Below are 25,267 nucleotides of genomic sequence, written 5' to 3'. Positions count from 1 at the left end.
CGGCCGGTCAACGCAGCTCGATGGCGTTGGAACGGGCTGCCTCCAGGAACGCCCCGCGGGACAGCGCGGCGGCCACCGACTCGATCTCGTCGGACATGAAGCGGTCCCGGTCCAGGGTCGGCGCGAGCGAGCGAACGATGTCGTGGGTCGCCTTGCCGACCGGGCTGAGCTGGCCGTACCGCTTGGCCACGTCGATGGCCTGCGCGGCCGCCAGCAGCTCCACCGCCAGGATGTAGTTGTTGTTCGTCAGCACCCGGCGCGCGTTGCGGGCCGAGATCAGGCCCATGCTGACGACGTCCTGGTTGTCGCCGTTGGAGGGCACGCTCTGGGTGCTCGCCGGGGCGATGGTCCGGTTCTCGGCGACCAGCGCGGTCGCCGGGTACTGCGCACCCGCGAAACCGCTGTTGAGCCCGGGCTGGCCGGATGCGACGAGGAACTCCGGCAGGCTCGACAGGTGCCGGTTGAGCAGCCGGTTGGTCCGGCGCTCGGAGAAGACGCCCAGTTGGGTCAGGGCGATCGTGACGTAGTCCATCACGAACGCGACCGGCTGGCCGTGGAAGTTCGCGCCGTGGAAGACCTCCTTGCCCGGGAAGAACAGCGGGTTGTCGTTGGCGGAGTTCAGCTCGACCTCGATCGTGTCCGACGCGTGGTACAGCGTGTCCCGGACCGCGCCGACGACCTGCGGGATGGCCCGCAGCGTGTACGCCTTCTGGATGTAGACGTCGGTGCGCGAGACCTCTCCGGTCTGCTGTGCCTGGGCCTGACGGCGCAGGTCGGCGTGGTCGAGTGCGAGGCCGGTGCCCGTGAGCATCGCCCGCATGTTGGCCGCGCTGTCGATCTGGCCCCGGTGCGGCCGGGCGACGTCGTGCCCGTCCGACTGGAACGGGCTGGTCGAGCCGAGCAGAGCCTCCACCACCAGCGCCGCGGTGATCTCGGCCTGTCGTACCTGTTCGAGCGCCCGCCCGACGACCAGACACCCGAGGCCCGTCATCGCCGAGGTGCCGTTGATGAGCGACAGCCCCTCCTTGAAACGGAGTTCCAGTGGCGTGATGCCGTGCCCCTTCAGCACGGGGCCGGTCTCGGTGCGCCCGCCGTCGCTGAGGACGTACCCTTCGCCGATGACGGCGCTGGCGATGTGTGCCAGCGGTGCGAGGTCTCCGCTGGCGCCGAGCGACCCGATCTCCGGGATCGCCGGGGTGATGCCGAGGTTGAGGTAGAGCGCGAGCCGCTCCAGCAACTCGCCACGTACCGCGGAGTATCCCTTGGCCAGCCCGTTCAGCCGGGCGACCATGATGGCCCTGGCCACGTCCTCGCTGAACAGCGGGCCGACGCCCGCGCTGTGGCTGCGGACGAGGTTGGTCTGCAGCTGCACCTCCTTCGAGGTGCCGATCAGCATGTAGATCATCTCGCCGTAGCCGGTCGTCACACCGTAGACCGGAGTGCCCTCTCGGACGGTGTTCTCGAACATTTCCCTGCTCACGGCGGCTCTGTCCAGCACGTCCGACGCCAGGTGGCAGGCCGCGCCGTTTTCGGCGATTTCCCGAACATCCGCGACAGTTAACTTCTCGCCGTCGACGTTGACGGACGACGTGTTCTCAGGAACACCCACGTTGCACTCCTTCACTGGTTCGTGACAGCCCGCGCTGTGCGTGCTGACGACGAATGGACGCCGGCTGCGGTAGCAGCCGCTGTTCGTTCACCTCGTCGCCGAGCCGCGCATTGGTCACCGGGTTCGACCCGAAGGCCTCATCGCTCATCGTGGGCTCGCCCGGTCGACGGCACACCTCAGGATGTGCGGTTTGACGGGTCGGCATGTGTGGCGTTCTTCCAGATTGCGCACCGTGCCGCGCACCCCGCCATCGGCCTTCTCGCGGTGTAGCGTCTGCGGCGGCTGCCGGTATCCACAACGTCCTGATCCCTCGGGAAGGTGATCGATGCCCAGCGAAGACCCGATGGCCCGCGACCTCTACCTCGATCTGTTGAAGAGGGTGCTGACCAACGTCATCTATGAGGACCCGCCGATCCCGAACCCGGTGTTCGACGGACAGGAGTTCAATCGGTGGGCCCGGAACACCGGCAGCGACTGGCCCAGCGTTGCGCACACAATGGTCGGAATGGCCAGGCTCAACAATGTGCAGCACTGTCTGGAACGCGCCATCGCGGACGGTGTGCCGGGCGACTTCATCGAAACCGGCGTGTGGCGAGGCGGCGTATGCATTCTCGCCCGAGGTCTGTTCAAGGCCTACGGGATCACGGATCGCAAGGTCTGGGTCGCGGATTCCTTCGAGGGAATGCCGGTCATCGACCAGAGCGGTCATCCGGACGACCAGAGACTCCTGCTGCACGAGCACAACGCCGTGCTCGGCGTCACGGCGAAGGTCGTGCGGGACAACTTCGACCGGTACGGCCTGCTCGACGACCAGGTCGAGTTCCTGGTCGGTTGGTTCCGCGACACCCTGCCGACCGCGCCCATCCGCCAGTTGTCGGTGCTGCGGCTCGACGGAGACCTCTACGAGTCGACGCGCGATGCGCTGACCAGCCTCTACCCGAAGCTGTCGCCCGGTGGCTACGTCATCGTGGACGACTACCTGATGCCCGGCTGTCGCGCCGCCGTCGAAGAGTTCCGCGCGCAGCACGGTATGGAACACGACCCGATCGAGAGGGTCGACCGGTGGAGCGTGTACTGGCGCCGTTCCCGGTAGGGGACACGAGGCTCCGCGCCGGCGAGGACGTCATCCGAAACGACCAGGAGGTCCGCTGTGGGAAGGCTCGTAGCAACGACATTCATGTCTCTCGACGGGGTCATCAAGAACCCCGAAGAGTGGCAGGGCCCGTTCTTCGGCGAGGACGCCGGCCGGTTCGCCGAGGAACGACTGTTCGCCAGCGACGCTCTTCTGCTGGGTCGCGGCATCTACGAGGTCTACGCGGCGACCTGGCCCACCATGGACGACGACGGCGGGTTCGTCGAGAAAATCAACAAGATGCCCAAGTACGTGGTGTCCACGACCCTGGACAAGGCCGAGTGGGAGAACACGACGATAATCGGGGGTGACCTCGCGGACCAGGTGGCCAAGCTCAAGCAGGAATTCGCGCAGGACATCCTCGTCTACGGCGTCGGCCAGCTCGCGCACGAGTTGTTGGCGCACGGCCTTGTCGACGAGTTGGAGGTGTGGGTGCACCCGATTCTCGTGGGCAGGACCGGCGCGGAAGCGTTGATCGGTCGCGAGGGAAGCCGGCACGAATTCGAACTCGTCGGGACCGAGACCACCGAACTCGGCGTCATCATCTGCCGTTACCGGCCGACGGTCGGGAAGGACTGACACCACCCCGTTCGGGGCATTTCCCGCATCAATCGAAGCTCCGGTCCGGACGGAATTCCACTGCCCGGGCCGGAGCTTCGGCGCACCCGAGAAGACCACTGCGCAGAACCGCACGCGCGGAGATGTGGCCATTCGACCCGCGCGACACCATTGCCCTACGTGATCGCGTTCTGCCGCCTTGCGCCGATGCCTCGCGCGAGGTGCGAAAAGGAGGAGTCGAATGAAGAAGACTGACATCGACGTCTGGGTCGCCGATCTGCGCTTTCCGGGGTGGATGGACCGGTGGCACCAACAGGCAGCGGAATTCAGCCGGCTCCACCCGGAATACGAAGTGGTCGTCCGGGGCATGGACTTCTTCACGTTTCCGCAGGTGCTCGCCGAGGAGGCCGCGCAGGGGCGCCGCCCGGCGCTCGCGGAGTACTACTTCTACGCGAGCCAGGTCGCCCGCGACACGGTGGCCGCGGATGGCAGCCCCCTGTTCACGTCGGTCTCGAAGGCCATCGGCGACCGCACCGAGATCCTCGGCGAACCGGTCGTCCTCCACGACCTCCACCCGGCGTTCCGCGACTACTACACGTACGACGGCGACCTCGAGTCGATGCCGTCGGCCGGCACGACGAGCCTGCTCTTCGCCAACCGCGACCTGCTGGACCGGGCCGGCGTGTCCGGGCTCCCGCAGACGTGGGACGAGGTCACCGCGGTGTGCGAGCGGGTGGCCCGGCTCGACGACGGCCCGTCGCACGCCATCACCTGGTCGAACCACGGCACGTTCGTCCAACAGGCGCTCGCCTGCCAGGGCGGCCACTTCGTCAACAACCGCAACGGCCGGGACGGCCGGGCCACGAAGATCGACCTCACCTCGAAGGAGATGATGTCCTGGGTGAACTGGTGGCAGAAGCTCCACCAGGACGGCCACTACCTCTACACCGGTGAGATTCCGGACTGGGCGGGCACCCTCGAGGCGTTCCGGGACCAACGGGTGGCGATCCGGATCTCGTCCTCCAACGACGTCAACTACATGGCGCTCGCGGCCGAGATGGGTGGCTTCACCATGGACGTGGGGGCCTTCCCCCACAACGATCACGTCCCCTACGTCGGCAACGCCGTGGCCGGTACGTCGATCTGGCTCACCAACGGCCTGGACGAGGTGACCCAGGAGGGTGCGCTGGCCTTCCTCATGTGGCTGCACAATCCCCGCAACGCCGCCCAACGGCACAAGGACAACAGCTTCGTTCCGATCACCCGCGCCTCCTACGAGCTGCTGGCGGAAGAGGGCTGGTTCGACACGCACCCGCACCACTCGATCACGTACGACCACGTCAACGACTTCCCGGCGGGGGTGTCGGCCCGGCCGGCCGGCGGCCGACCGCTGACGGAGGGCGCGTTGTTCGGGGACTTCGCGGGCGCCCAGGACATCATGACGCACGCCATGCACGACGTGCTCACCCACGGAGCCGACCCGCTGGCCCGGTTCACTCAGGCCACCGCCGAGGCGCAGAAGCTGCTGGACGACTACAACGCCTGGGTGAGCCGTGTGCCGCGGGACGTCGCCAACATCCCCAACAGCAGCCACCGGGTGGAGTTCTGGACCGACGCCAAGCCGTACACCGCCCAGGATCTCGAAGACGTCGTACCGCTCAACAGCTGACCAGACAGGACAGGCGCAGCCATGACAGTCAACATGACCGCCCCCACCCACGGCCTGTCCCGCCCGCCGGAGCCGGACCTCACCCCGGCCGAGGTCATCGCGCGGGCCGAGGCGATGATCCCGATGCTGCTGGCACGGCAGGCCGAGACCGAGGAACGCACGTACTACGCCCAGGACACGCACGACGAGTTCGCCAGGGCGGGCTTCTACCGGATCCTCGTTCCCCGACGCTACGGCGGCTACGAGTTCGGCATCGACACCTTCATGCGGGTGGTGATGACGCTCGCGCGCGGCTGCCCGTCGACCGGCTGGATGTTCTGCCTCGGTGCGGTGCACGCCGTGGTGACCGCCACCATCTTCGAGGAACGGGCGCAGGACGAGATCTTCGGCGTCGGTGACTTCATCTGTCCCGCCACCGTCATCCCCAGCGGCACCGCCCAGCGCAGCGCCGACGGCGGTTGGGTGCTCAACGGCACCTGGTCCTACTGCTCCGGCGCGCCGTACGCCACGCACTTCCTCGGCCACACCCTGATCGCCGCCGACGAGGGCCAGGAGCCCACGCCCGCGCTCTTCATCGTCCCCCGCGACCAGTGGCGGTACCTGGACGACTGGGGCCAGCAGTTGGGGCTCAAGGGGAGCGGGTCACACAGCATCGTCATCGAGAACGGGTACGTCCCCGAGCACTTCGTCCTCGACACGCACATGAGCATGTACACGGTCAGCGACGAGACGCCGGGCGTCCGGCTGCACGACAACCCGCAGTACGGCGGCGGGCCGCTCAGCTTCATGATGCTCGAGTCGGCCGCCCTGGCCGTGGGCATCGCGCAGGGAGGGCTCGACGCCTACGCGGACCTGATGCGGTCCAGGACGACGTCGTTCCCCCCGATCCTGCCCAGGACCGAGGATCCCGACTACCAGATCTGGTACGGCGAGGCCGCCGGCCGGCTGGTCACGGCCGAGGCCGCACTTCTCGGTGCGATCCAGCAGTGGACCGACCTGTGCACTCAGGGGCCGGCGGCGTTCACCAAGGAACGGGAGTGGCTCATAGCCACCATCTGCCGTGAGGTGGTCAGGCTCAGTTGGCAGGCGGTCGAGAAGTACATCTTCCCCACGGCCGGATCGAGCGCGGTGCGTCACGGCCAGCGCATCGAGCGGATCTGGCGCGACCTGTCCATGATGCAGAGCCATGCCGGAATCTCGATCGTCATGAACACCATGGCCAATCGGGAGCTCACCAGGGCTCGGTTCGGCCTCGAGTAGTGCGTCGTGCCCCCTCCCGGCCGGTCGCCGCCCACGGCTGGCGGCCGGCCGGATGAGCAGGGCAACCGCAGAGATGCGACCCGCCGCGCGGGCGTGTGACGCTCAATCGCGAGGCCAGCCGGCGGCCGTGTGCACGGCACGCCTCGCGGACAGCCCGATTTCCCAATCAGAGGTGGGAGACAACAACCATGGAACAGCGCTGCCCTGTGCTCGACACCTCCGGCAAGGACATACACGGTGAGGCCGCCCGCCTTCGGGGGCAGGGTCCCGCGACCCGGGTGGAACTTCCCGGTGGCGTCCTCGCCTGGTCGACCAACAGCTACGCGGTCATCAAGCAACTGCTCACCGATCCGCGGGTGACCAAGAGTGCCCGCAACCACTGGCCGGCGTTCATCGACGGGGAGATCCCGCCGGACTGGGAGATGATCAGCTGGATCGCGATGGACAACATGGTCACCGCGTACGGCAAGAACCACGTCCGGCTGCGCAAGCTGGTCGGCAAGGCGTTCACCGCGCGGCGTACCGAGGCGATCAAACCGCGCATCGTCGAGCTCACCAACGAACTGGTCGAGGCCCTGGCCCAGGTCAAGCCGGGTGAGGTGGTCGATCTGCGGGAGCGGTTCGCCTACCCCCTGCCGGCCCGGCTGGTGGCGGACCTCATCGGCATGTCCGAGGACGCCCGGGCGAAGACCGCGAAGGTCATCGACATGATGGTGGACACCACGGTCACCCCGGAGCAGGCCCAGTCCATCCTGCTCGGGTGGCGGGGTGCGATGGCCGAGCTGATCGAGGTCAAGCGGCGCGAGCCGGGGGAGGACATCACCAGCGACCTCATCGCGGCCCGCGACGAGGACGGCTCCCGACTCAGTGAGGCCGAGCTGACCGACACGATCTTCGCGATCCTGGGCGCCGGCTCGGAGACCACCATCAACTTCTTCGACAACGCGATCACCGCGCTGCTCACCCACCCGGACCAGCTCGAGCTGGTGACCAGCGGCCGGGCGTCCTGGGCCGACGTGATCGACGAGACGCTGCGGGTGGAGTCGCCGCTGGCGCACCTGCCGCTGCGGTACGCGGTGGAGGACATTCAACTCGACGGGGTGACCATCCCCAAGGGTGACCCGATCCTCATCAACTACAGCGCCGTGGGGCGGGATCCGGCGCTGCACGGCGACACCGCCGGCAGCTTCGACATCACCCGGCCGGACAAGGAGCACCTGTCCTTCGGGCACGGCCCGCACTACTGCCTGGGCGCCGGCGTGGCCCGGGCGGTCGCCACGATCGGCCTGTCCACCCTGTTCGGCCGCTTCCCGGGGCTGTCCCTGGCGGTCCAGCCGGACGACCTGCGGCCGCTGCCGACGTTCATCATGAACGGCCACCGCACGCTGCCGGTACGGCTCACCAGCCCGGTGCCGGCGGGGCTCTCCGCCGGCTGATTCTCCGCCGGACCACTCCAGGTCCGGCCGGCAGGATGCCCACTTCCGCGCTCGACGGCATCCTGCCGGCCGGCACCGGTCCCGTTCGGCTGCGCGACGGTCAGCACGCGCCTGCGTTCGCCGTGCCGGGCCGACCATCACGGCTCCAATCTGGTCGTCCGGCCTCCACAGTGGACGGCCGTACAACAGTGGTTCGAAGCTGCCCGTCAGCGGTCACAGGGAGAACGCAATGTCAGAGGTGCCCGGCCCGGGACTCCGATGTGATCCTGACTGCATGACCGACTTTGATGGTAAGAACGTACTGGTCACCGGGGGTGGCAGCGGCATCGGGCTGGCGACCGCCCGGCGGCTCGTCGAGGCCGGCGCGCGGGTGGTGATCGCCGGCCGCAACGCGGACCGGCTCAACGCCGCGGTGAAGACCCTCGATGCCGAAGACCGGGTGCTGGCGGTACCCACCGACGTGTCCCGCCTCGCCGACCTCGACCGGTTGTCCGCGCAGATCCGGGAGCGGTTCGGCCAGCTGCACGGCGTGTTCGCCAACGCCGGGATCGGGCTGAACGCGCGCACCGCCGACGTCACCGAGGCCGACTTCGACCAGGTGGTCGGCACCAACTTCAAGGGCGCGTTCTTCACCGTGCAGAAGGCGCTCCCACTGCTCGCCGAGAACTCCTCGGTGGTGCTGAACGCCTCCTGGCTGGTGCACAGGGGGATGGCCACGGGATCGCTGTACGCGGCGAGCAAGGCCGCCGTGCTCAGCCTCGCCCAGACGCTCGCCCCGGACCTGGCGGGGCAGGGGATCCGGGTGAACACCATCACCCCCGGCCACATCAGGACCGAGATGTTCGACGGCGTGACCGGAAACGATCAGGTGCGGGAGTTCTTCCGTGGCCAGGTGGCCCTCGGTCGGCTGGGCAGGCCCGAGGACATCGCGGACGTGGTGCTGTTCCTGCTGTCGTCCCGGTCGTCGTACATCACCGGCCAGGAACTTGTCGTCGACGGCGGGCTGGTCGGTTCCGTTCCGGCCTGACCGGTCGACAGGGGAGAAGAGAGGAGGAAACCGGATGGAAGACGGGACTGGAACCCGCGCGGTCGTGATGGGCGGAAGCCTGGCCGGACTGTTCGCGGCCCGGGTGCTCGCCGACGCGTACGACGAGGTGGTCCTGGTGGACCGCGACGAACTCGTCGGCGTGGAAGGGCCGCGACGGGGCTGCCCGCAGGGGCGGCACATCAACGGGCTGCTCGCTCGCGGCCAGCAGGCCATGGAGGAGCTGTACCCGGGGATCACCGAGGAGCTGTTCGCCGACGGGGTGCCCACCGGCGACCTCGCGGGCAACGTGCGCTGGTACTTCAACGGCCAGCCGATCAAGCAGCAGCACGCCGGCCTGGTGTGCGTCGCCGCCAGCCGACCGATGCTGGAGAAGCACATCCGGCGGCGCACCGCCGCCCTGCCGAACGTCGTCTTCGCCGAGCGGCACGACATCCTGGGCCTGCACACCACGGTCGACGGGCGGCGCGTGGACGGGGTCCGGGTGCACCGCCTCGGCGAGGGTGGCGTCGAGGAGGTCATCCGCGCCGACCTGGTGGTGGACGCCACCGGCCGGGGATCGCGGGTGCCCATCTGGCTGGAGAGTCTCGGCTACCCGCAGGTCCGGGAGGAGCGCAAGAAGATCGGTCTGGGGTACGTGACCCAGCACTACCGGCTGCGCGAGGACCCGTACCACGGCGACCTGTCCATCAACCCGGTCGCCTCGCCGGCGCTGCCCCGCGGTGCGATCTTCACGAAGACCGACGGCGGACGCGTCGAACTGACCACGTACGGGATCCTCGGCGACCACCCGCCCACCGACCAGGCGGGCCTCTACGCCTGGCTCAAGTCGCTGGCCGTGCCGGACATCTACGACGCGGTGCAGCACGCCGAGCCGCTGGACGAGCCGGTCGCGTTCCGCTTCCCGACCACGCTGCGTCGCCACTACGAGGAGATGGACCGGTTCCCGGACGGCCTGCTGGTCACCGGCGACGCGGTCTGCTGCTTCAACCCGGTCTACGCCCAGGGGATGACGGTGGCGGCGCTCGGCGCGCTCACCATGCGCCAGCACCTGCACACCGGCGCCGCCCCCCAGCCGGGGCAGTACTTCCGGGACCTGGCCCGGGACGTCATCGACCCGCCCTGGGAGATGACGAACACGGTGGACCTCAGCTTCCCCGGCGTGGAGGGGAAGCGCACGCTGAAGGTGCGGATGGCGCAGGCGTTTCTCAAGCGGGTCCAGCTCGCGGCGACGCGCGACGGATCCGTCGCCGCCGCGTACATGCGGGGGGCCGGGCTGGTCGACCGCCCGGAGGCGATGATGCGCCCCGGCTTCGTCCTGCGGGTTCTGGTGAAGTCCTTCGGCCGGGCGGCCGCGACGAACGGGACGGCGCCGAAGGTCACCGACCGGACGCCGGCCCCGGCGGGGTGAGGGGGGCCGGAGCCGCCGCGGGCGGCTGGTGCGTGCCGGGGTCGGCCGGGGTCGGCCGGCCCCGGCACGCACCGTGACCACCGACCGCCCGGATTCCCGCTCGGCCACCACCGGCGCTGGCGTGTCGCCAGCCGTGATCGCCAGGACGCCCCTTGACCGCGACGTAGACTCCTCACAGGTGACGACCCGGGCCGGTCACATCGACCGCGCCCGTCGTCACCTGCCCTGGCAGCCACACGAAGGGGAGCCTCCGGCGAGATGATCCGGCGTTCCACGACCACCGTCGAGGAGGCCGTCGCCGACGCGCACCGCCACGAGTGGGCCACCGTGCTGTCCTCGACGGTCAGCGCCGCCCGTGACTTCGACCTGGCCGAAGAGTGCGTGCAGGAAGCGTACGTGGAAGCGCTGGAGGCGTGGAGCCGCGACGGCGTCCCGCACCGGCCGGGTGCCTGGCTGACCACCGTGGCGAGGCGGAAGGCGCTGGACGCGCTGCGGCGGGAGCAGACGTTCCGCTCCAAGCTGCCGCTGCTGGTGGAACCGGAGGACACCGACCAGGGCGACCGCGACGACGATGCCGCCGTACCGGACGACCAGCTCAAGCTCATCTTCACCTGCTGCCACCCGGCGCTGTCCCAGGAGGCGCAGATCGCGCTGACCCTGCGCCTGGTGTGCGGCATGAGCACGACCGACATCGCGCGGGCTTTCCTGGTCTCCGAGTCGACCATGGCGGCCCGGCTGACCCGCGCCAAGAAGAAGATCAGCACCGCCCGCATCCCCTACCGGGTCCCCCGTGCCGACGAACTGGCGGACCGGCTGGACGCGGTGCTGACGGTGATCTACCTGCTCTGCGCCGCCGGGCACACCGCACCGTCCGGGGACCAGCTGATGTCCGAGGACCTGGTGGACCGCGCGCTGGACCTGACCCGCACGCTGGTCACGTTGATGCCGCGGGAGCGGGAGGTCCAGGGCCTGCTCGCGCTGATCCTGCTCACCAACGCCCGCCGGGCAACCCGCGTCAACGACACGGGCCGCCTGCTGCCGCTGATGAACCAGGACCGCACGGCCTGGGACCACGCGGCCATCGACGAGGCGCACCAGTTGGTCGTCGAGGCGTTGCGCGAGGGCAGTCCGGGCCGGTACACACTGCAGGCCGCCATCGCCGCGCTGCACGCCACCGCCCCCAGCTACGCCGAGACCGACTGGCCGCGGGTCCTCGCCTTCTACGACCGGCTGCTGGCCGTCTGGCCCTCACCGGTCGTCGCGCTGAACCGGGCGATCGCCGTGGCCATGGTCGAGGGACCGGCCGCCGCGCTGCCCGAGATCGAGGCACTGGAGCGCGACGGCAGGCTGGTCGGCTACCGGTACCTGCCGTCGACCAAGGCGGATCTGCTCCGGCGGCTCGGCCGCCACCCCGAGGCCGTCGCCGCGTACCGGACCGCCCTCGACCTGGCCCCCAACGACGCCGAACGTCAATTCCTCGCGACCAGGATGGCCGAGATCAGCGGGCGCTAGGCCGTCCGGTGCACCGCGCACTCTGGAAGGGCTTCAGCCGCAGGGCGGATGCCACGATGGAGATCCACGAAGCCACCAACGGCGAGGGATGAAGTCCGATGAAGACGCGTCCGCTGACCGGTGCCGAATACATCGAGAGCCTCCGCGACGACCGCGAGATCTACATCTACGGCGAGCGGGTGAAGGATGTGACGTCGCATCCGGCGTTCCGCAACCCGGTCCGGATGACCGCCAGGCTCTACGACGCCCTGCACGACCCCGAGCACCAGGGCGTGCTGACCGCCCCGACCGACACCGGCAGCGACGGCTACACGCACCGGTTCTTCACCACCCCGCACTCGGCCGAGGATCTGGTCGCCGACCAGCAGGCCATCGCCACCTGGGCGCGGATGAGCTACGGCTGGATGGGACGCAGCCCGGACTACAAGGCCGCCTTCCTCGGCACCCTCGGCGCCAACGCCGACTTCTACGAGCCGTACGCGGACAACGCCCGCCGCTGGTACAAGGAATCCCAGGAGAAGGTCCTCTACTGGAACCACGCCATCGTGCACCCGCCGGTCGACCGGAACCGCCCGCCGGACGAGGTCGCCGACGTGTTCATCCACGTGGAGGCCGAGACCGACTCGGGTCTGGTGGTCAGCGGCGCCAAGGTGGTGGCCACCGGGTCCGCGCTCGCCCACTACAACTTCATCGCCCACTACGGCCTGCCCATCAAGAAGAAGGAATTCGCGCTGGTGGCGACGGTGCCGATGGGCGCACCCGGCGTGAAGCTGATCTGTCGCCCGTCCTACACGGCCACGGCCGCGATGATGGGCAGCCCGTTCGACTACCCGCTCTCCTCCCGACTGGACGAGAACGACACCATCCTCGTGCTGGACAAGGTGCTCATCCCGTGGGAGAACGTGTTCATCTACGGCCACCTCGGCAAGGTGCAGTTGTTCACCGGGCGCTCCGGCTTCCCCGAGCGGTTCACCTTCCACGGCTGCACCCGCCTCGCCGTGAAGCTGGACTTCATCGCCGGCCTGCTGGCCAAGGCGCTGGAGATCACCGGCACCAAGGACTTCCGCGGCGTGCAGAGCCGGCTCGGCGAGGTGCTGGCCTGGCGCAACCTGTTCTGGGGGCTCTCCGACGCGGCGGCCCGCAACCCCGTGCCGTGGCGTAACGGGGCGGTGCTGCCCAACCCGCGCTACGGGCTGGCCTACCGGTGGTTCATGCAGATCGGCTATCCGCGGGTCCGGGAGATCATCATGCAGGACGTGGCGAGCGGGCTGATCTACGTCAACTCCAGCGCCGACGACTTCCGCAACCCGGACGTCCGGCCCTACCTCGACAAGTTCGTCCGTGGCTCGGACGGGGTCGACGCGGTGCAGCGGGTCAAGGTGATGAAGCTGCTCTGGGACGCGGTCGGCACCGAGTTCGGCGGGCGCCACGAGCTGTACGAGCGCAACTACGCCGGCAACCACGAGAACACCCGGGTGGAGCTGCTCTTCGCCGACATGGCCTCGGGTGACGCGGAGAAGACGGCCGTCTTCGTCGACGAGTGCCTCGCCGAGTACGACCTGGACGGCTGGACCGTGCCGGACCTGTCGTCCTTCGACGAGCTGCGCGGTGTCCGCAACAACATGCTCAACGGGTGACACCGGTGGCCGCGGAACGGGTCGACTTCGGCCGACACTACGACGAGCGTTCGCCCATCACCGACGAGCTGCGCGACGGCCAGGTCCACATGTGGTACTGGTACGACCGCCGCGACGACGCGTCGCTGACCGAGGCGGTGCTGCGGATGACCCGGAAGGTGACCGACACCCTGGGCCTCCGGCCCGGCGAGCACCTGCTGGACGCGGGCTGCGGGCCGGGGGAGACCGCCGTGCACGTGGCCCGGACCACGGGCGTCCGGGTCACCGGGATCACGGTGAGCGGTTTCGAGATCGACCGGGCCAACGAGCGGGCCAGGGCCGGCGGCGTCGGCGACCGCGTCACCATCCAGTACGGCGACTTCATGGACCTGTCGTTTCCGGACGACACCTTCGACGCGGTGCTGGCGCTGGAGTCGCTCCAGAACGCCCCCGACCTCGGACGGGTGCTCGGCGAGCTGTACCGCGTGCTGCGCCCCGGCGGCCGGATCTCGCTGTCGGACTTCAGCCTGGAGTCGGCCCGCGAGCCGGAACGGATACGCCAGTTCATGGCCGCCATCGAGCTGCGCGAACTGCCCACCCTGGCGCAGTGGCTGGATCACCTGCGCACGGCCGGCTTCGAGGTGGAGGAGTACACCCAGTGCGGGCCGCGGGTCTTCGGCCGTAAGGCGAAGTACGTCGAGGCGGCGATGGTCCGGCAGCGGGAGCTGGTGGAGAAGTTCGGGGCGCCGGCGCTGGCCGAGTTCGGCCGGCGGCACCACGGGTTCTTCGCCCCCCGCCGGGACCAGATCGGCTACGTCATCATCGCCGCCCGCAAACCCTACCGCTGAGCCGGGCCGGACCGGACACAACGATTCGCCCCCGGACCGTGCGGTCCGGGGGCGAATCGGGATCGAGGTTCGAGCGGTACGCGCTACCGGTACGCCGGGTCGAGGACGTCGCCCCGGAACAGACCGGTCGGGTCGACCCGAATCCGGGTCCGGTCCACCCTGTCCGCCTGCACAGGGTCGAGGTGCCCCTGCGGATGCTCCCGGTTCTCCACGAAGGTGGGGGCGGTCCGGCCGGTGTCCCACGGGGTGAGCGCCGCCCGGATCTGCGCGCACCGAGCCGTGATCGCCGCGGTGCTGTCCTGGTCCACCGGCACACCGGCAGCGGTGTACGCGTACGCGGCGGTGAGGTGGCTCAGCGCGCCACCGGCCGGGTCGGGCACCGCCAGCCGCCCGCCGAGCTGGCGCAGCCCGGCCGCGACCAGCGGTGAGTCGGGGTCCACCGTGGCCGCGAGGAACGTGGCGGCGGCATCCGCGTCGAGTTCGCCGAGCAGCAGGTGGTCTCCGACGACCGGAACCGGGTCACTGGGCTCCAGGTGCACCTCCAGCACGGTGGCCGGGGTGGCCACCTGCCAGTTGTCCAGCACCGGCTCGGCCACCGCGCGCAGCGGCCCCAGCAGGTCGTCGGCCTGCTGCTGTGCGGTCGCCGGGTCCGCGCCGGGCTCGGCGAGCACCGCGCCGTCCAGTGTGAGCACCGGGCCGCCGGTGAGCTCCGGCGGGACGCCCGGCACCGCGGGCATGTTCAGCACCCGCAGCGACGTGGTCGCCGTCCACGGCGCCCGCCGGGTCCAGGCCAGCCAGTGGTCCAGCAGTCGCGCGGCGTGGGTGACCGGCCAGAACGACGCCCCGGTGACCACGGTGGCGGCCGGGAACAGCGCGAACTCGACGGCGGTGACGACTCCGAACCCGCCGCCTCCGCCGCGCAGCGCCCAGAACAGCTCCGGGTCGGTCGCCGCGTCGACCCGGCGCAGCTCGCCGTCGGCGGTGACCAGCTCCACCGCCCGCAGACTGTTCACCGCCAACCCGGTGTACCGCCCGTAGAAGCTGAGCCCGCCGCGCAGCAGGTAGCCGACGACGCCGACCAGGGGGGACGAGCCATGCGCCGCGGCCAGCCCGGAGCCGGCCGCGGCGGTGACCACGTCGCCCCACTGCGTGCCGGCCGGAACGCGGGCCACCCGCCGGGCGGTGTCGATCTCGACACCGCCGGCGAGCCGGGTACGGATCAGCAGCGCGTGGTCCATCGGGGCGGCGGTCGTCGAGGCGTGCCCGGTGGCGTGCACCCGCACCTCGAGCCCTTCGGTGCGGGCGTGCCGGATGGCGGCGCGCACCTCGTCGACGGTGTGCGCGGTGGTCGCGGCGGCCGGCCGTACCGGCGCGTGCAGGTTGAACACCCCGGTCGCGGCCGCGTACGCCGGGTCGCCGGGTCGGGCGACGGCCCCTCGGGCACCGACCGCCGTCATGCTTTCGTCTTCTCGGCGGTCACGAAGACGAACGTGCCCTGACCGGAGATGTCCCGCACCGTCATCCCCGCGTCGGTCAGCCACTGGCGGATCTCGTCCACCGTGAACAGCAGCATCCCCTCCAGGCGGCTGGGGAAGTAGTGCGACGCCTGGAAGTACCGGGCGATCGGGTCGTCGTCCCAGCGGAACGTCATCATGGTGAAACTGCCGCCCGGGCGCAGACACCGGCCCATCTCGGCGATCCCGGCGGCCGCGTCGTCCGGAAAGGCCTGCAGCGCGTTCCAGCAGTTCACCGCACCCAGGCTGGCATCGTCGAAGGGCAGGGCGGTGGCGCTGGCCAGCACGGCCGGCACCTGGGGCAGCCGGGCGCGCAGCACGTTCAGCATGGGCAGGGCCATGTCCAGCGCGATCACCCGGTCGGCGCCCACGGTCCTGGCGACCACCTCGGTCCACCGGCCGGCGCCGGCGGCCACGTCGAGCACGGGCCCCTCCACCGGGCGCAGGTGCCCGGCCAGGTACCGGTCCTCGTCGGCGGGGGTCACCGCGTTGTCCCAGTTGGCGCCGGCGATCCGCAGGAAGGCCGGGCGCAGCACCGACTCGTAGTAGATGCCGAGCGTCGGCATGGCGGCCAGCTTGCTCAGCAGGTCCGCGGTGACCTCGTCGGCGGTTCCCTCGGTGATGCCGGTGGTCAGGTCGAGCACGCCGTTGGCGATGGGGTAGGCGGTGCCGCAGCTGGCGCAGCGCACCCCGTCCGCACCGAACGACAGCCGGCCGCCGCACCTGCGGCACCTGAACGCGGCCGCGTGCCGGGCGAGGATGTCGCCCTCCGGCGCCGGGCCGGGCTGTACCGGCCGGTGCGGGGGGACAGCGTCGGTGACCACCGCGGGCGCGCCGTGTCGGGCCGCCCAGTAGGCCTTCGCGCCCGAGTACGCCAGCACGGTACGGCTGTCGTTCTCCCAGTTCGCGGCGACCTGCGCAGGGGTGAGTGTGCGGGTCTGTGCCTGGTGGTAGGCGCGCTCGGCCTCGTCGAGGGGCCACGCCGACGGCGACGGCCAGACCCGGCCCAGGTCCGGGTCGTCCGGGTCCAGTCGTTGCAGGCTGCGCTCCAGCCGGCTGCGGTCCTCCGCGTCGAGGTCCAGGTCGGCCACGGCGGCGAGGATCTGGTCCCGGTCGTCGGTGAACTGGCTGAGCAGGTAGAGCAGGGCCAGGGTCAGCGGCTCCCGGCTGTCGCGGTTCTTCACCAGCTCGAGATAGCGGGGGAGGCCCTTGCGCACCTCGGCGGCGACCGGGCCGTCGGTCGCCGGGTGCTCGGCCTCCGCGAGGAGACCGAGCAGCACCAGCAGATGCCCCTGCCGGTCCTCGCCGATCCGGTCCAGCGACGCCACCAGGGTCGCCGCCGCCGGGCGGGCCAGCTCGGTCAGGGTGCCGTCGCGCCAGAGCGCGCCGGCCAGCCGCTGGAACTGCGCGTCGATTCGGTCGGGTGTCGCATCCGTGAAAGCCGTCAGCAGTTCGGCCACCGTCGCGTGTGTCATGCAAGAAACCCTGGTCGCTCCATGTCGCCCACGCACATCCCAGATTGCGGCCGCAGGACATTCTCGGAGATGCGACGCCGCCGGGCGAGGTATGACGCTGGCGTTGACCGGCTGTGGAGGGCGATACGACCTGGGCGGCGACGAGCGCGTCGACCGCCTCCCGCAGGCGTACCCGCCAACTCCCGGACCGGACCGCACCCCCGGCGCAGATCGCGACCGGGCCGACCCGGCCCCCATCTCGTGACCACACGCCCGTGGCCTTCCCGGGTTCGCCGCCATGACCCGGTTCGGCCACGGCTGCCGCCCGCCCAACCGACGGAGGAGATGTGTACGCGACGACCTCGCCGCTCCAGGACGGAGTGTGGTTGCAGCACCGGATGGACCCGGGGTCCCCGGCGTACCAGGTGGGTTGGGCCTACCGGCTGACCGGCGCACTGGACCTGGCCGCGCTGCGCGCCGCCTGGCGCGCGGTGGTGCACCGGCACGAGATCCTGCGTACCACGCTGGTCGAGCGGGACGGTCGGGCGGTGCAGCTGATCACCCCGCCGGGCGGCGTGAGGCTGTCCATTGAGGACGTTCAGGAGCCGCCCGAGACGTGGTGTGCGCGGCGGGTGTGGGAGCCGGTCTGCCTCGCCGACGGGCCGCCCGCCACGCTGAGCGTGGCCCGACTCGGCCCGGCCGAGCACGTCCTGCTGCTCAGCGGGCACCGGGGCGCCCTGGACGACCGTTCCGCCGCCATCGTGCTGGACGAGCTGTCCCGGTACTGTGCCGGCCGCCCGCCGGCCGGTCCGCCGCCCGCCCAGTACGCCGAGTACGCCCGCTGGCAGCGCGGTCTGGCCGGCACGCGGCGGTGGCGCGACCTGGTCGACTGGTGGACCGCGGCGCTGTCACCCGCGGTGCCGCCGCTGGTGCTGCCGGCGGACCGGGCTCGCCCCGCCGGGCCGTCCTGGCCCGGCGGTGAGGTGCGGTTCGATTGGGATGAGCGGATGGGGCGGGCGCTGGCCGGGTTGGCCGCCGCGGCCGGCGCTGCGCCGCGGCTGGTGCTGGTCGCGGCCTTCCTGGCGCTGCTGCGGCGTTGGGGCGGCGGGGACCGCGTGGCGGTCGCCGTGCCGGTCCCGCTCCGCCCGGAGGCCGCCTTCGCCGGCCTCGTCGGGCCGTGCGCCAATCCGCTGGTGCTCTGCGTCGACCTCTCCGGCGGGCCGACCTTCCGGGAGTTGCTGAACCGGGTGACGCGCGCCGCCCGGGCCGCCGCCGACCACCACGAGCTGCCCTTCCCCGACCTGGTCCGGGCGCTGAACCCGGACCGTGACCCGCGCCGCGTCCCGTTCTGCGACGCCATGGTGGTGCTCCGGGACGACCCGGAACCCTCGTTGCGTCTGCCCGGGGCGGTGGTTCGGCCGCTGCTGCTGCCGGCCGGGGCGGTGGCCGCCGATCTCACCCTGACCGTGGACCGCGCCGGCCCCGCGGTCCGTGGTGCGCTGGCCTACCGGGCCAGCCTGTTCGACCAGGCCTCCGCACGGCGCCTGGTCGAACAGCTCCGCACCCTGCTCGCTGCCGCGCTGGCCGAGCCGGGCACGCCGGTGGACGCGCTGCCGCTGGAGGAGCCCGACCGGTTGCGCGCCGCGGTGCTCGCGGCCGACCAGGTGGCGGTCGGCGTACCCCGGCTGTCCGCGCCCGCGCTGGTGCACCGCTGGGTGGCGCGCCGGCCGGACGCGCCGGCCGTGGACGGCGGCGCCGAGGTGCTGACCTACCGGCAGCTCGCGGCGCGGGCCGCCGCGGTGACCCGGGCGCTGCGCGCCGGCGGCGAGGTGGCCGGGGCGCCGGTCGCGGTGCGGATGCCGGTCGGGCCGCGCCAGGCCGCCACCCTGCTCGGCGTGCTCGACGCCGGTGCGCACCTGGTGTGCCTGGGGCCCGGGGACGTGGGGGAGCGGGGCCGGGCTGTCCTCGCCGACCTGCGGCCGGCCTGTCTGTTGCTGGATCGGGCACCGGACGGGGACCGGCTGGCCGCCTGGTATCGCGACGAGCTGGCCGGCCGCGTGCTCGACGTGACGACGCTGCCGGACCACGACGGCGAGCCGCCGGATCCGCCGCCGGCGCTGGCCGACCGGGCGTACGTCGCCTACACCTCCGGATCGACCGGCCAGCCCAAGGGCATCCCCCAGTCGCACGCCACGCTCGCGCAGTTCGTCACCTGGCTGGGCACGGAGTTCCGGATCGGCCCCGGCTCCCGGGTCGCCCAGTGGGCGGCACCCGGCTACGACGCCAGCCTGTGCGAGGCGTTCGCGGCGCTCGTTGCCGGCGCCACCCTGTACCCGGTGGCCGACCGGATCCGCGCGCATCCCGAGAAGCTGCTGGAGTGGCTCGCGACCGAGCGGATCACGCTGTTCCAGACCGTGCCCAGCGTCGCCCGCGAGCTGCTGGCCGTCCTCGTTCGGCAGGGTGGCGCCGAGCGGCTCGCCGCCCTGGACCACCTGCTGCTGGCCGGGGAGGCACTGCCCGCCGAGCTCGCCGAGGGCCTGCGTGCGGCCCTGCCCTGGGTCCGGCTGATCAACCTGTACGGCCCCACCGAATCCATCCTGGCCACCTGGCACGACGTCACCGGCCACCCGGGCGGTGGGCCGGCGGGGGTACCGATCGGCCGGTCGATCCCCGGCCGGCAGGTGCTGGTGCTCGACGACCAGGACCGGCCCTGCCCGGCCGGGGTCACCGGCCAGTTGGTGGTCCGCGGCCCCTACGTCACCCCCGGCTACCTGGGCGCGGCCGCCGAACAGACAGCGCCGTTCCGGTCGCTGCCCGACCTGCCCGGGTACGGCATTCCGGCCGGCCCCTGCTACCGCACCGGTGATCTGGGCCGGCGGAGGTTCGACGGGCTGCTGGAGTTCCGGGGGCGCCGGGACCTCCAGGTCAAGCTGCACGGCACCCGGCTGGAGCTGACCGACGTCGAGGCGGCGCTCGCCGGGCAGGAGACGGTGTCCGAGTGCGTCGTGGTCGCGGTCCCCGGCCCGGACCGGATGGTGGCCCGGCTGGCCGCCTACGTGGTGCCACGGCCCGCGCCGGACGGGACGATGCCCGGCGTGGCCACCTGGCGGTCCGCGCTGCGTCGCCGGTTCGGCAGGGCGATGCCGCCGGTCTCGTTCACCACGATGGACGCGCTGCCGCGCAACCTGGGCGGCAAGGTGGACCGGCGGGCACTGCCCGATCCCGATCCGGTGTCGGCGGCGGACCCGCCGGAAACGCCGGTGGAGCATCGGGTGGCCGGGATCTGGGCCGAGCTGCTGGGCGCGGCTCCGGCCGGCGCCGACCAGTCCTTCTTCTCCGCGGGCGGGCACTCGCTGCTGGTACCGCGGCTGCTCGCCCGGATCCGGGAAGCGTTCGGGGTGGACGTGCCGCTGTGGCACTTCTTCGCCGACCCGACCGTGCGCGGCCTGGCTGCCCTGGTCGGATCGTCCCTGGTCACCGAGGTGGCGGCATGACGCACGGCGGAAGATGCGGACGCCGGACGGCGGATGCGACGGTGTGTGCGGGGTGCGGCTTCCGTGTCTCGTCTGAGCCTTCTAATGGGAGGAAATGGTGCTGACCACCGATGTCCCGACGCGGGAACAGCTTGTTCATCGCGCGGCCGAACTGGTACCGGTGCTGCGGAAGAACGCGGCGTGGTCCGAGGAGAACCGGCGCATCCACAACGAGACCATCGAGGCGCTGGCCGACGCCGGCGTCTTCAAGATGCGGGTGCCGACCCGCTACGGGGGGTACGAGTCGGACACGCGGACCCTGGTCGACGTCGCCACCGAGCTGGGCAGGGGCGACGGGTCCGCCTCGTGGACCGCGTCGGTGTACTGGATTCCGACCTGGATGGTGGGTCTGTTCCCGGACGAGGTGCAGGACGAGGTGTTCTCCACCCCGGACGTACGGGTGTGCGGCACGCTGAGCCCGTCCGGGATGGCCGCCCCGGCCGACGGCGGCATCGTGCTCAACGGCAAGTGGGGGTTCATCACCGGCGCCCTGCACAGCCACTGGCAGGAGATCATCGCGGTTCTGGTGAGCCCGGACAGCGAGCCGATGCCGGTCATGGCGCTGGTCCCGACGTCGGAGCTGCAGATCGTCGACGACTGGTACACCGCCGGCCTGAAGGGCACCGGCAGCGTCAGCACGGTCGCCCAGGACGTCTTCGTGCCGTCCGCCCGGGTCCTTCCGCTCGGCCAGATCATCCAGGGACAGTCCGCCTCGAAGGCGAACGCGGACGCCCCGATCTACCGTGCGCCGCTGCTGCCGGTTGCCGCGGCGTCCTCGGTGGGCACCGTGCTCGGGCTGGCCGCGGGCGCCCGGCAGGCGTTCTTCCAGCGGCTGCCCGATCGCAAGATCACCTACACGAACTACGCCAGCCAGCGTGAGGCGCCACTGACCCACCTCCAGGTCGCGGACGCCTCCATGAAGATCGACGAGGCGGAGTTCCACGCCCACCGGCTGGCCACGGTGGTGGACACCAAGGGCGTCGAGGGCGCGGCCTGGACGGTCGAGGAGCGGGTGCGCGCCCGCGCCGACATGGGCGCCGCCTGCCGGCTGGCCAAGGAGGCCGTGGACATCTTCAACACCGCCAGCGGCGGCTCGTCGATCTACGCCGACGTGCCGATCCAGCGCATCGAGCGCGACATCCAGGCGGTCAACCTGCACGCGCTGATGCACCCGAACACCAACGCCGAGCTGTACGGCCGGGTGCTGTGCGGCCTGGAGCCGAACAGCCTCTACATCTGATCCCGCCGACGCGGGAGGAAGGCGATCACAATGACTGTCACGGACGCGGACAAGGCGGCCGTCGCCGCCGTCCCCGGGCGCATCGTCGCCGCCTGGGCCGAGCACGACGGCGCGGCGTTCGCCGACGTCTTCACGGCGGACGGCACCATGATCCTGCCCGGCGTCTTCCGCAAGGGCCGGGCCGAGATCGAGTCCTACATGAGCACCGCTTTCCAGGGCCCCTTCAAGGGGACCCAGGTCACCGGGCAGCCGCTGGACCTGCGGTTCCTGGGTCAGGACGCGGCGCTGGTGATCACCGTTGGCGGGGTGCTGGCCCCGGGCGAGGCGAAGGTCTCCGATGATCGGGCCATCCGGGCCACCTGGGTGGTGGTGAAGCAGGACGGGCAGTGGCGGCTCGCCGCCTACCAGAACAGCCCACGCGGCGACAGCTAGCGGGAGTGTCGTCCCCGCCGGGCTTCTGCCGCTCTCCGGAGCAACCGGAGACCGGCGGGGACGACGTCCGTACGCTCAGCTTTTTCGAAGATGCCGAACAGGTCGACGGACTCCCATGATTGTGTGGTGCGGGTCTACGACATGATCGTCAGCTATCGCCACCGGATGGCGGACCTCCTGGCCGGGCTGACCGACGAGCAGGTACGGCAGCGAACCCTCTGCGAGGCGTGGACCGTCCACGAGGTGGCGGCACACCTGATCAGCTTCCTCCGATTCGGCCGGACCAAGCTCTACCTCGGGTTGCTCACGACGGCGGCGGACCTCGACAAGGTCAACCTGCGCCTCACCGAGCGGGAGGCCGCACGGCCCACCGGCGAGATCGTCGAGTTGCTCCGTCGGTACGCCGATTCTCGGATCGCCATCCCCCGGGCGGGTTACGACCCCGTCCTGACCGACCTTGTGCTGCACGAGCTGGACATCCGGCTGCCGCTCGGCATTCCCGGCGCCGTCCCGGAGAGGCAGCTGCGGGTCGCGTTCCACCATCTCGCCACGAAACCCGCGCTCGGCTTCACCATGAACTCCCGGCTTCGGGACCTTCGGCTGGTCGCCACGGACACGGGATGGAGCCACGGCAGGGGCCGCCTCGTACGGGGTGACGCCGAGACGCTGCTGCTCGGGATGGGCGGGCGGCGGTCGGCATTCGACCGGCTCGACGGCGACGGCGTACCCCTGCTGGCCCAGCGGGTGGCCTCGCCGCCGCGACCCGGCGCGGCCCGGCGGCTCGGGATGGTCCTCGACGTCCTGGTCCATCCGGCTCCGGCGGAGCGTCGCTCCCGCGCCGCCGCCGGCTGAGGTCGTCCCGCGGGAGTCGCAGCCCTCACCCGTCGGCCGTGGACCGGCCGCCGCGCAGGACTCGGAGAACGATGGTCGGGTGCAGTAGCCGGGCCGGTGGGTCGACCAGGTTGAGCACCCGCAGGAAGGCGGAGCCGAGCACCGGATCGGTCTGCGCCGCGGCGTGCAGCCGGTGCACGTAGGCGTTGACGAAACGAACCTTCGGTGTCCGCCTGCCTTCGACCTGGGGGAACCGCAGGTCGGTGCCCACCGCGATCGACCACGGCCCGTCGATGAGTTTCGCGGCACCCCGGAAGAACCGCCGCCACAGCCTGTCGCCGCCGCTGGTCAGCAACCGCCGCAGCAGCAGCCCTTCGTCCGCGGCCACGGTCATGCCCTGCCCGTAGAGGGGGTTGAAGCTGCACAGCGCGTCGCCGATGACCAGGTAACCCAGGGGAAAGCGGCGCAGGCGCTCATAGTGGCGCCGCACACTGGCCGGATACCGCATCCGGGCGGGAGCGCTGACCGGGGTCGCCTCACGCACCAGTTCCGCGATGTGCGGCATGCCCAGCGACTCGGCGAACCGTACGTAACCCTCGTCGTCGACGGGCGGTTCCTCGCCGAGTACGCCGCTGAGGGCGACGGCGAACCGCTCACCCTCCTGCACGGCCACGATGCCGGTACGCGGGCGTTCGGGTCGAGCGTTGGTGAGGGCGCCGAGGAGCCCGTCGAGGTGCCGTGGATCGCGTTGGTAGAGCCGGGTGACGTACGTGACCTCGATCGGCACCCGTTGCTCCCGGGGCGTCGGGTAGCCCAGCTCGCCCAGCCACAGTGGTGTGCGGGACGCCCGGCCGCCGGCGTCGACGACCAGGTCGGCGTGGAGTGTGCCCCGCTCGCCGTCACGCTCGGCCACGGTGACCCCGACGACCCGGCGCCCGTCACCGGAGGTGACGAGACTCGACACCTCGGTCCGGGCTCGGAACCGCACGTTGGGCAGCTTCCCGACCCGGGACCGCACCGCGTGTTCCAGGAGGGGCCGGCTGACACCGAGGCCGATGAGCCCGCTGGGGGAGCGCCGCATCGGGTAGCCGTCGTTCTGCCAGTGCACCTGCTCGTTGAGGTCGACCAACGGCGCGCCCATCGCGTTCAGTTCCTCGCTGAGCCCGTCGAACAACTCGTCAAGGGCCTGGCGTCCTCGGGCCAGGAGCACGTGCAGCTGGCGCGACTGCGGCACGCCGCGCCGCGGTGCGGCGGCGTCCGGCATCGAGTCCCGGTCGACGACCGTGACCTGGTCGCACACCTCGCTCAACACCTGGGCGGCGATGAGGCCACCCATTCCGGCACCCAGTACGACGGCGTGGCCCGCGAACACCATGTCCGGACGATAGGCGCTCCGCCGTACGCCGGTCGTCTTCCGGCGTGCTCAACGGTCCGCGGCTACGCCCCGTGCCCAGCGCAACGTCGGAGTGGGGCCGCCGGTGACGAGCCGCAGACAATCGATGCGGCGGGCGACCAGCGCCGGTCAGCCAACGGGCACGGCGCGGCGCCGCCTCGGCAAGCGCCGACGCGAAGGGCAGCTCCCGGCGCGTCGCCCCCGCCCTGTGAAGGAGTCCAGATGTCCGGCAACTACGTGAACCCAGCGACGATGGATCCCAGGGAGTTCGCGCGGATGGTCAAGACGACCTCGACCGACGACCTCCGGCGGATGATGCACGGCGACCAGCGCGCCGCCGTGCTCGACGAGCTCTTCGCCCGGATGCCCGGTGTGTTCCGCGCGGACCGGGCGGGTTCGACGAACGCCGCGATCCACTGGCAGATCGGGGACCGGCCGGACGGCGGCGTGGACATCTACGAGCTGGTCATCGCGAACGGGACCTGCACGCTGTCCGACAGCCCTGGCAGCGAGCCGAAGCTGACCCTGATGCTCGGCGCGGTCGACTTTCTGAACCTGGTGACCGGCAATGCGCATCCGGTTCTCATGGTCATGCGGGGCCGGTTGAAGACCAGGGGCGACGCCGCTCTGACCGCCAGGTTCCCGAAGTTGTTCGACATTCCCAAGGCGTGACCTTTTCGTCACGACCCCACCCCTTCCCGTGATGCGGCGAATCGACCAGGACATCGCGCTGCCGCAACGACGAAGAGGACCGGGCCACCCCGCTCGGCGCAT

General features: G+C 71.1%; 19 protein-coding genes. 15 read left to right on the top strand and 4 right to left on the bottom strand.

Features of this window, described 5'->3' with window-relative positions:
* Positions 1-7: 7 nt before the first annotated feature.
* Entirely contained in the window at positions 8-1,609 is a 1,602-nt protein-coding gene (cmdF, locus tag ACTWLT_RS08965) for a tyrosine 2,3-aminomutase (RefSeq protein ID WP_252418126.1), read from the bottom strand.
* A 325-nt stretch (positions 1,610-1,934) separates the two neighbouring features.
* Here cmdF and ACTWLT_RS08960 point away from each other — a divergent pair, with 325 nt between their 5' ends.
* The 10 genes from ACTWLT_RS08960 (at position 1,935) to ACTWLT_RS08915 (ending at position 14,096) form a co-directional block, all read left to right on the top strand.
* Positions 1,935-2,702, top strand: a complete 768-nt coding sequence (locus ACTWLT_RS08960) for a TylF/MycF family methyltransferase (protein ID WP_445317885.1) — start codon at positions 1,935-1,937, stop codon at positions 2,700-2,702.
* Positions 2,703-2,759: 57 nt separating this feature from the next.
* Positions 2,760-3,320, top strand: coding sequence for a dihydrofolate reductase family protein (locus ACTWLT_RS08955; RefSeq protein ID WP_445317884.1), 561 nt, complete (start codon positions 2,760-2,762; stop codon positions 3,318-3,320).
* A 220-nt stretch (positions 3,321-3,540) separates the two neighbouring features.
* Entirely contained in the window at positions 3,541-4,968 is a 1,428-nt protein-coding gene (locus ACTWLT_RS08950) for an extracellular solute-binding protein (RefSeq protein WP_445317883.1), read from the top strand.
* 21 nt (positions 4,969-4,989) lie between these two features.
* Positions 4,990-6,228, top strand: coding sequence for an acyl-CoA dehydrogenase family protein (locus ACTWLT_RS08945; protein ID WP_445317882.1), 1,239 nt, complete (start codon positions 4,990-4,992; stop codon positions 6,226-6,228).
* A gap of 188 nt (positions 6,229-6,416) precedes the next feature.
* Entirely contained in the window at positions 6,417-7,664 is a 1,248-nt protein-coding gene (locus ACTWLT_RS08940) for a cytochrome P450 family protein (RefSeq protein WP_445317881.1), read from the top strand.
* Positions 7,665-7,938: 274 nt separating this feature from the next.
* Positions 7,939-8,691 (top strand): SDR family NAD(P)-dependent oxidoreductase, encoded by a 753-nt coding sequence (locus ACTWLT_RS08935; protein WP_445317880.1) that lies wholly within the window; start codon positions 7,939-7,941, stop codon positions 8,689-8,691.
* A gap of 34 nt (positions 8,692-8,725) precedes the next feature.
* A complete protein-coding gene (locus ACTWLT_RS08930; RefSeq protein WP_252418133.1) occupies positions 8,726-10,120 on the top strand; it encodes an FAD-dependent oxidoreductase in 1,395 nt (464 codons plus the stop codon).
* Between the two features lie 327 nt (positions 10,121-10,447).
* Positions 10,448-11,632, top strand: coding sequence for an RNA polymerase sigma factor (locus ACTWLT_RS08925; RefSeq protein ID WP_252418168.1), 1,185 nt, complete (start codon positions 10,448-10,450; stop codon positions 11,630-11,632).
* A gap of 98 nt (positions 11,633-11,730) precedes the next feature.
* Positions 11,731-13,269, top strand: coding sequence for a 4-hydroxyphenylacetate 3-hydroxylase family protein (locus ACTWLT_RS08920; RefSeq protein WP_445317879.1), 1,539 nt, complete (start codon positions 11,731-11,733; stop codon positions 13,267-13,269).
* Complete coding sequence (locus tag ACTWLT_RS08915; protein WP_252418135.1) at positions 13,266-14,096, top strand: methyltransferase domain-containing protein; 831 nt, start codon at positions 13,266-13,268, stop codon at positions 14,094-14,096. The genes ACTWLT_RS08920 and ACTWLT_RS08915 overlap by 4 nt, the downstream gene beginning before the upstream one ends.
* 83 nt (positions 14,097-14,179) lie before the next feature.
* Here ACTWLT_RS08915 and ACTWLT_RS08910 read toward each other — a convergent pair whose 3' ends face one another.
* Both ACTWLT_RS08910 and ACTWLT_RS08905 read right to left on the bottom strand, forming a co-directional pair.
* Complete coding sequence (locus ACTWLT_RS08910; RefSeq protein WP_445317878.1) at positions 14,180-15,553, bottom strand: FAD-binding oxidoreductase; 1,374 nt, start codon at positions 15,551-15,553, stop codon at positions 14,180-14,182.
* Complete coding sequence (locus ACTWLT_RS08905) at positions 15,550-17,085, bottom strand: methyltransferase domain-containing protein (protein ID WP_252418137.1); 1,536 nt, start codon at positions 17,083-17,085, stop codon at positions 15,550-15,552. Before ACTWLT_RS08905 ends, ACTWLT_RS08910 begins: the two co-directional genes overlap by 4 nt.
* 326 nt (positions 17,086-17,411) lie before the next feature.
* Here ACTWLT_RS08905 and ACTWLT_RS08900 point away from each other — a divergent pair, with 326 nt between their 5' ends.
* The 4 genes from ACTWLT_RS08900 (at position 17,412) to ACTWLT_RS08885 (ending at position 23,121) form a co-directional block, all read left to right on the top strand.
* On the top strand, positions 17,412-20,558 hold the full coding sequence (locus tag ACTWLT_RS08900; protein ID WP_445317877.1) for a non-ribosomal peptide synthetase: 3,147 nt from the start codon (positions 17,412-17,414) through the stop codon (positions 20,556-20,558).
* Positions 20,559-20,652: 94 nt separating this feature from the next.
* Positions 20,653-21,837: an acyl-CoA dehydrogenase family protein gene (locus ACTWLT_RS08895; protein WP_252418139.1), complete on the top strand. Its 1,185-nt coding sequence runs from the start codon at positions 20,653-20,655 to the stop codon at positions 21,835-21,837.
* 30 nt (positions 21,838-21,867) lie between these two features.
* Positions 21,868-22,269 carry an SgcJ/EcaC family oxidoreductase gene (locus ACTWLT_RS08890; protein ID WP_445317876.1) on the top strand — a complete coding sequence of 134 codons (402 nt, stop codon included), beginning with the start codon at positions 21,868-21,870 and terminating at the stop codon, positions 22,267-22,269.
* Positions 22,270-22,395: 126 nt separating this feature from the next.
* A complete protein-coding gene (locus tag ACTWLT_RS08885; RefSeq protein WP_445317875.1) occupies positions 22,396-23,121 on the top strand; it encodes a maleylpyruvate isomerase family mycothiol-dependent enzyme in 726 nt (241 codons plus the stop codon).
* A gap of 25 nt (positions 23,122-23,146) precedes the next feature.
* Here the strand turns inward: ACTWLT_RS08885 and ACTWLT_RS08880 are convergent, their stop codons facing one another.
* Entirely contained in the window at positions 23,147-24,475 is a 1,329-nt protein-coding gene (locus ACTWLT_RS08880; protein WP_445317874.1) for an FAD-dependent oxidoreductase, read from the bottom strand.
* A gap of 240 nt (positions 24,476-24,715) precedes the next feature.
* Here ACTWLT_RS08880 and ACTWLT_RS08875 point away from each other — a divergent pair, with 240 nt between their 5' ends.
* On the top strand, positions 24,716-25,165 hold the full coding sequence (locus tag ACTWLT_RS08875) for an SCP2 sterol-binding domain-containing protein (RefSeq protein WP_445317873.1): 450 nt from the start codon (positions 24,716-24,718) through the stop codon (positions 25,163-25,165).
* Positions 25,166-25,267 lie beyond the last annotated feature (102 nt).

Source organism: Micromonospora yongxingensis (assembly GCF_052601155.1).
Note: the sequence above shows the minus strand (reverse complement) of the source record. Positions and strands in the feature narration are given on the sequence as shown.